At 59.1% G+C, this 5,455-nt stretch carries 7 protein-coding genes and 1 pseudogene; 2 read left to right on the plus strand and 6 right to left on the minus strand.

Features of this window, described 5'->3' with window-relative positions:
* Positions 1 to 68: cold-shock protein (locus tag HCU66_RS26600; RefSeq protein WP_004647858.1), on the minus strand; the 68-nt coding region annotated here is incomplete at its 3' end.
* Between the two features lie 354 nt (positions 69 to 422).
* On the opposite strand from HCU66_RS26600, the gene dcd reads away from it, so the two are divergent.
* Together dcd and HCU66_RS26610 are read left to right on the plus strand one after the other, a co-directional pair.
* Positions 423 to 989: a dCTP deaminase gene (gene dcd / locus HCU66_RS26605; RefSeq protein WP_007940589.1), complete on the plus strand. Its 567-nt coding sequence runs from the start codon at positions 423 to 425 to the stop codon at positions 987 to 989.
* Between the two features lie 107 nt (positions 990 to 1,096).
* Positions 1,097 to 1,306: a hypothetical protein gene (locus HCU66_RS26610; protein ID WP_019580966.1), complete on the plus strand. Its 210-nt coding sequence runs from the start codon at positions 1,097 to 1,099 to the stop codon at positions 1,304 to 1,306.
* Positions 1,307 to 1,378: 72 nt separating this feature from the next.
* Here HCU66_RS26610 and HCU66_RS26615 read toward each other — a convergent pair whose 3' ends face one another.
* The 5 genes and pseudogenes from HCU66_RS26615 to HCU66_RS26635 all read right to left on the minus strand — a co-directional run.
* Positions 1,379 to 2,143: an ABC transporter ATP-binding protein gene (locus tag HCU66_RS26615; protein WP_205891346.1), complete on the minus strand. Its 765-nt coding sequence runs from the start codon at positions 2,141 to 2,143 to the stop codon at positions 1,379 to 1,381.
* 13 nt (positions 2,144 to 2,156) lie between these two features.
* Positions 2,157 to 3,275 (minus strand): succinylglutamate desuccinylase/aspartoacylase family protein, encoded by a 1,119-nt coding sequence (locus HCU66_RS26620; protein ID WP_205891347.1) that lies wholly within the window; start codon positions 3,273 to 3,275, stop codon positions 2,157 to 2,159.
* A 12-nt stretch (positions 3,276 to 3,287) separates the two neighbouring features.
* Complete coding sequence (locus HCU66_RS26625) at positions 3,288 to 3,998, minus strand: ABC transporter permease (protein WP_205891348.1); 711 nt, start codon at positions 3,996 to 3,998, stop codon at positions 3,288 to 3,290.
* Entirely contained in the window at positions 3,995 to 4,723 is a 729-nt protein-coding gene (locus tag HCU66_RS26630; protein ID WP_205891349.1) for an ABC transporter permease, read from the minus strand. The genes HCU66_RS26625 and HCU66_RS26630 overlap by 4 nt, the downstream gene beginning before the upstream one ends.
* A 56-nt stretch (positions 4,724 to 4,779) precedes the next feature.
* A pseudogene (locus tag HCU66_RS26635) lies at positions 4,780 to 5,455 on the minus strand (transporter substrate-binding domain-containing protein); the annotation flags it as partial.

Genomic DNA, 5,455 nt, shown 5'->3' on the forward strand with positions numbered 1-5,455 from the left:
GGAGTGATGAAGCCGAAGCCTTTTTCATCGTTGAACCACTTAACGGTACCGGTTTGGCGATTAGACATGGTGTAACTCCTTGAACAAAGATAACTGCGACTCAGGAAGAACCCTGGCCGAGACTGAGTGCAAAGAGCAGGAAAAATTCTTGTAGATGGTTGGATCGAAATTCAACATATCGTGTAGAGATTCTCAGTGACACAAGCAGCACAGTGGCGCCACCTTAACCCTTTTTCCGGAACGTGCCAATGGTTCTTGCGAAGGTTTCTCTTTTTTAATGACTGACGGTGCGTCGTAGGGTGCCGAGGGCCCGGAATTCGCGGGGATTGGCGAGAATTGTCGCCCGGACTTTGAACCCGGGACGCCTGCCCGGTAAGATGCCGGACAGAATTTTTCCACCTCGCTATTCAGGACACCCCGCCATGAGCATCAAATCGGACAAGTGGATTCGCCGCATGGCGCAAGAGCACGGCATGATCGAGCCTTTCGTGGAACGTCAGATGCGCGGCAGTGACGACAGTCGTGTGATTTCCTATGGTGTGTCGAGCTACGGCTACGATGTGCGTTGCACCAATCATTTCAAGGTGTTCACCAACATCAATTCGGCCATTGTCGATCCGAAAAACTTCGACGCCGGCAGCTTCGTCGACATCCACAGCGACGTGTGCATCATCCCGCCAAACTCCTTCGCCCTGGCCAGTACCGTCGAATACTTCCGCATTCCGCGCAACGTATTGACCATCTGTCTGGGCAAGAGCACCTACGCTCGCTGCGGCATCATCGTCAACGTGACCCCGCTCGAGCCCGAGTGGGAAGGCCATGTGACCCTGGAGTTCTCGAACACCACCAACCTGCCGGCGAAGATCTACGCCAACGAAGGCGTGGCGCAGATGCTGTTCCTCGAGTCCGACGAGGAATGTGAAGTGTCCTACAAGGATCGCGGCGGCAAGTACCAGGGCCAGCGCGGCGTGACCCTGCCGCGTACCTGAGTCAACCGTCTGACAAACCGTTGGAATTCCTGAGCGGGCGTACACTCTATGGAATGTACTGCTGCGATTCGCGCAAGGCGGATCGGGCCATCGCTCAGGAGTGCTTCATGAAGATCGATCCGCGAATAAGTGCCGAACTGGCAAGGCTTGAGCCCAATCAGGTTGGCGTGCTGGCCTGGTCCTTGTTGGCACATCCGCCCGTCAGTATGGCAGGGGGCATCCCCCATCAGCCTGACCCCGACACCCCCAACGAAGATCCGACAGAGCCCGGCGAGCCCACCCTGCCGGATGAGCCGCCTCCCGCGCCTGTGGTCTGATACCCGCTTTTGTTGGAGCGAGCGGTGCGGCGATCCGATTTGCCCGCACCGCTCGCTTCTGCGGGAGGGTTATTACTTGAGGTTGCCGCTCAAAAACTGCTTCAACCGTTCACTCTTCGGATTGCCCAGCACTTCTTCCGGCGCGCCTTCTTCCTCCACCAGCCCCTGGTGCAGGAACAGCACCTGGTTCGACACCTTGCGGGCGAAGCTCATTTCGTGGGTGACCATGATCATGGTCCGGCCCTCTTCGGCCAGGCCCTGGATCACCTTGAGCACTTCGCCCACCAGTTCCGGATCCAGTGCCGAGGTCGGTTCGTCGAACAGCATCACTTCCGGTTCCATGGCCAATGCGCGGGCAATGGCCACCCGTTGTTGCTGGCCGCCCGAAAGAAACGCCGGGTACTGATCCGCCACGCGCGCCGCCAGGCCAACCTTGTCGAGGTAACGTCGGGCGCGATCTTCGGCCTCTTGCTTGCTGCAACCGAGCACCCGGCGCGGGGCCATGGTGATGTTTTCCAGCGCTGTCATGTGGCTCCACAAGTTGAAGTGCTGGAACACCATGGCCAGGCGGGTGCGGATCCGCTGCAGTTCATTGGGGTCGGCCACGTGGATGCCATGACGATCCTTGACCATGCGGATGTTCTGGCCGTCGAGGCTCATGGTGCCGTCATTGGGTTGTTCGAGAAAGTTGATGCAACGTAAAAAGGTACTTTTGCCCGAGCCGCTGGCGCCGATCAGGCTGATGACGTCGCCGGTTTTGGCCTTGAGCGAAACGCCTTTGAGCACCTGATGCTCGCCATAGCTTTTATGCAGGCCTTCGATGGTCAGTTTGTACATGGGGCATGCATCCTCAAGGCGAAAGTAGGTAGCCGCTGCGATAGGCTTCGGTGCCCGCGACGTGGGCGATCACCATGCCGGCAGTGGCCATGCGCCGCAGCGAACGGGCGTACATCAGCCCGGCGGCGGTGCAATGAACAGGGGTGACATGATCATTGATCGGGTCGATGACTTCGGCGATCAGTTGTCCGGCCTGCAGATACTCCCCGGGCAGGGCCGTGAACACCAGCAGTCCGCCCACGGGGGTCGCCACCGGTTCGACACCGGCCAGCGGCGTGGCCGGGTAGGGCAGTTCCGGTAAGGGCGTCGGCTCACCGGCAATCGCGCCGAAGTAAATCAGGTAATCGATCAGTGCCTGGCAATCGAGGCTGGCTAGCGGGTGATTGACGTCGCCCTGGCCACGCAATTCGACGGTGACCGAAAAGCTGCCCAGCGGAATATCGAAATGCTCGCCGAAGCGTTCTTTCAGCTGCCACCAGAGCAGGGTGAAGCATTCGTCAAACGACTGGCCGCCAGAGTCGGTAGCCAGCAGGCTGGCTTCGGCACCGATGTAGCGCGCCAGCGGCTCGACCTGTGGCCAGGCCTCGGGTGTGGTGTAGAGGTGCGCGACGGCTTCGAAATCGCAATGCAGGTCCAGCACCATGTCCGCATCGCAGGCCAGTCGTTGCAGGGTCAGGCGTTGGGATTGCAGTTGCGTGCCAGCGGTCTGGCGCGCCAATGCGTTGCGCAGGCTGGCGCGGATCAGTTCGAGGTTATGCTGCGGATCGTCGCCGAGCAGGCCTTCGATCTCGTTGCCGACTTCTTCACTCAAGTCGACGAACCAGCGATTGAAGTTCTGCCCGCTTTCCAGCTCGTAACGGCCCAGCGGAACGTCCATCAACACTTGTTCCAGGCCGACCGGGTTGGCCACGGGCACCAGCACGATTTCGCTGTGCAGTCGGCCGGCGGCTTCCAGCACCGCCAGACGTTGCTTGAGGTGCCAGGCCACCAGCATGCCGGGCAATTCATCGGCATGCAGGGAGGACTGGATGTAAATCTTGCCTTTGGCCGTCTTGGGGCCGAAGTGGAAGCTGTGGATTTGTCGCACGGTCCCCGGCAGCGGGGCCAGCAGGTCATGAATCTGGTGGCGCATGTACGAATTGTCCTAGTGAGTCGGCCCGAGGAAGGCCAGCCATCGGCGTTCGGCGAGACGGAACAGGCCGACCAGCGCAAAGGTAACGGTCAGGTAGATCAGCGCGGCGATGCCGAACGACTGGAAGGTCAGAAAGGTCGCAGAGTTCGCGTCGCGAGCGACTTTCAGGACATCCGGGATGGTCGCGGTGAAGGCCACGGTGGTCGAGTGCAGCATCAGGATCACTTCGTTGCTGTAATAAGGCAACGAACGACGCAGGGCCGACGGCATGATCACGTAAGCATAGAGCTTCCAGCCGGTCAGACCGTAGGCCTTGGCTGCTTCGACTTCTCCGTGAGCCATGCTGCGAATCGCCCCGGCGAAGATCTCCGTGGTGTAGGCGCAGGTGTTCAGGGCGAAGGCCAGGATGGTGCAGTTCATCGCATCGCGAAAGAACGCATCGAGGACAGGCTGGGCGCGCACGGCCGCCAGGCTGTAGATACCGGTGTAAAAGATCAGCAGCTGAATATAGAGCGGCGTACCCCGGAACAGATAGACGTAAAACTGCACCGGCCAGCGGATGTAGAACCTGGGCGAAACCCTGGCGATGGACAGCGGGATCGACACCACAAAACCGATGAAGATCGAAGCACTGAGCAGCCACATGGTCATGGCCAGGCCGGTGATGTTGTAACCGTCGGTATACAGGAAGGGTTTCCAGTATTCCTGCAGGAGTTCGATCATCGTACGGCCTCCCGGGCACCGGCGGCGTAGCGGCGTTCGAGCCAGCGCAGGACGACGTTGGAGGCGCTGGTGATCAGCAGGTAGATCAGGGCGGCGAGCACCAGGAAATAGAACAGCTGATAAGTACTTTTACCGGCGTCCTGCGCAGCCTTGACCAGGTCGGCGAGGCCGATGATCGAAACCAGCGCGGTGGCCTTGAGCATCACCATCCAGTTGTTGCCGATGCCCGGCAAGGCAAAGCGCATCATTTGCGGGAACACCACGATCCAGAACCGTTGGCCACGTTTGAGGCCATAGGCGATGGCGGCTTCGACCTGACCCCGTGGCACGGCGAGGATCGCCCCGCGGAAGGTTTCGGTGAAGTACGCGCCATAAATGAAGCCCAGGGTGATGACCCCGGCGCTGAACGGGTTGATCTCGATGTATTCCCATTCCATGAAGTCGGTAAACGAGGTCAGCCAGGTTTGCAGGCTGTAGAAGATCAGCAGCATCAGCACCAGGTCCGGCACGCCGCGAATCAGCGTGGTGTAACACTGGGCCAGTATCCGCAGCAGTTTGACTTTTGACAGCTTGGCACTGGCGCCCAGCAGGCCGAGCAACACGGCCACCAATAGCGACATCACCGATAATTTGATGGTCATCCAGGTGCCTTCCATCAGCAACGGACCGAAGCCCTGAAGGCTGAAGGCTGAGAGCCCCAGGTTTTGTAATAGGTTCTCGAACATAAATCAGCAACCTGATCGGGTGAAAAAAGCGCCCATCGCGAGATGGGCGCCGGGCATTATTTGCCGCTGTACAGATTCAGATCGCCGAAGTGTTTCTTCTGAATGGTGGCGTAGGTGCCATCGTCATGTAACGCTTTGATACCTTTATCCAGAAGGGCTTTCAGATCTTTGTTACCTTTCGAGATACCGATCGCCGTTTTGGAAGGCAGCAATTCGCTGTCGACCGGCTTGCTGACTTCGTAATCGGCGCCTTTTGGCGACTTCAGGAAGCCCAGTTCGGCTTGCAGCATGTCCTGGATCGCCGCGTCGAGACGGCCCGAAGTCAGGTCCGAATACACCTGATCCTGATTNCGCCGCGTCGAGACGGCCCGAAGTCAGGTCCGAATACACCTGATCCTGATTCTGATAGGCCTGGGTTTTCACGCCCGCCTTGTCCAGCACGGCCTTGGCATAGGCTTCCTGAATGGTGCCTTGCTCGTAACCGACGGTTTTACCCTTCAATGTGGCGACATCTGTGCTCAGGCCGGAGCCTTTCTTGAACACATAAGCCGTCGGGCCGGAGAACAGTTCGTTGGAGAAGTCGATCACTTTTTCGCGGGCCGGCGTGACGGTCATCGAAGAGATTACACCGTCGAATTTATTGGCCTTGAGGCCCGGAATCATGCCGTCGAAGTCGCTTTCGACCCATTTGCACTTGACCTTCAGCTCGGCGCAGATCGCATTGCCCAGGTC

Source organism: Pseudomonas frederiksbergensis (assembly GCF_017114915.1).
Classification (GTDB): domain Bacteria; phylum Pseudomonadota; class Gammaproteobacteria; order Pseudomonadales; family Pseudomonadaceae; genus Aquipseudomonas; species Aquipseudomonas frederiksbergensis_I.